The sequence below is a fragment of the Nocardioides sp. CF8 genome (assembly GCF_000389985.1).
GTDB lineage: Bacteria > Actinomycetota > Actinomycetes > Propionibacteriales > Nocardioidaceae > Nocardioides > Nocardioides allogilvus.
In genome coordinates this window covers 4,098,063-4,099,499 of the sequence record NZ_CM001852.1, presented here as the reverse complement: position 1 = coordinate 4,099,499, position 1,437 = coordinate 4,098,063, and the positions used below count along the sequence as shown (strand labels likewise).

General features: G+C 65.7%; 1 protein-coding gene. It reads right to left on the bottom strand.

Going from position 1 to position 1,437, the window contains the following annotated elements; translation table 11 throughout:
• Positions 1 to 217: 217 nt before the first annotated feature.
• Positions 218 to 1,309, bottom strand: a complete 1,092-nt coding sequence (locus CF8_RS19955) for an IS110 family transposase (RefSeq protein ID WP_036491609.1) — start codon at positions 1,307 to 1,309, stop codon at positions 218 to 220.
• Between the last annotated feature and the right edge of the window lie 128 nt (positions 1,310 to 1,437).

The following is a 1,437-nucleotide window of genomic DNA, read 5'->3' as shown; positions in this document are numbered from 1 at the left end:
GTGCTTCGTCGTCGTGGGTGCTGGTGAGCGTGTCGTTGGCGACGCGCGGTCAGACTGATATGCGCGGGTTGGTTACCGCAGGACGGTGCTTTCGGCAAGAGCGGGACCGCGTGTCTAGCATCGAGCGTCACGGGGATACCCGTTGCTCATAGGTGTTGCGCGGGTCGCTCCAAGCGCTGCCACCAGCCCGTTGGACGACGAAGCAGACCTTGGGCTGCTACTCCTCCATCACGGCCAGGGACCAGCACCAGCCGGCCAGCTCGCGCGCAATGGCGACGTTGGCAATCGTGTTCTTCTTTCGGCGGTCGACGAACTTTGCCCAGCGTTGGTGGAGTCGGCGGTTGCCCTCATCGCCACGCGCACGTGCTGCAGCTGGGGCCAGCTCCCAACGATCGCGCATGGTCTTGCCGACGACGTATCTGGCTCGGTGGTGCCAGGCGGCTTCAACCAGGAGCCGGCGCACGTGGGTATTGCCGGCCTTGGTGATCGAGCCTTGAACCCTCGAGGACCCCGAGGAGTACTCACTCGGCACCAGCCCAACGAACGAGCCGATGCTGTTTCCGGTGAAGCGGTCCCAATTGCCGATCTCAACTGCCAGAGCGAACCCGGTCAAGGTGCTGACCCCACGCAGACAGCCCAACCGGTGCACGAGCGGGGTGAACTCACTGTCGGCGGCCATCTCACCGATCGCGGCATCGAGCCGGTCCCGGCGGACCTTCACGGCCAGCACGGTCTCGTAGTCGGAATCGAACGCCAGCCGCGTCGCCTTGCTGGTCAACTGCGGCAGCGCCTCATGTCGCAGCCAGAGGTCGTGCTTGCCTGTCCAAGCCTGTCCGCCGTAGTAGACGATCCCGTGACGTAACAACAGCTTGGACACTCGGTGCCGGGCCCGCATCAAGTCGCCGCGGCAGTCCTCCCGTGCCCGGACCAGATCGCGGGCAGCCTCCTGGTCAACGGACGGGATCGCTACCGGCGTGATCTCGTCGAGCCGGAGCAGCCGGGCCAGGTGGATCGCGTCCTTCGCGTCGGTCTTGACCCGATCACCCGACGGCTTCTGCAGCTTCGATGGCGCTGCAACCGCGCACCGGATCCCTGCCGCGGTCAATGCGCGGTGCAGCCCGAAGCCGGTCGGGCCGGCCTCATACGTCACCGCGACCGGGCCTGGCAGGTCCTGGATCCAGGACTTGATGTGCTCATACGACGGGGTCAGCTTGGTTTGCACGAGCTCGCCCGTGACGCTATCGATCGCTGCTGCCGCGACCGATCGTGCGTGCACGTCGAGCCCAACACTCGTACGCTCGGTAAACACCGGGGCCTCCCACAACTGTCGGATAGGCCGAGCAGGTGGCCCCTGCTCGGTAACCCACGAACATGTGTGAGTGAGGCCCCGGCCCGCAACCCTCAGTCGCCCTGAGTGGTCACTTCATACCGTCTAGG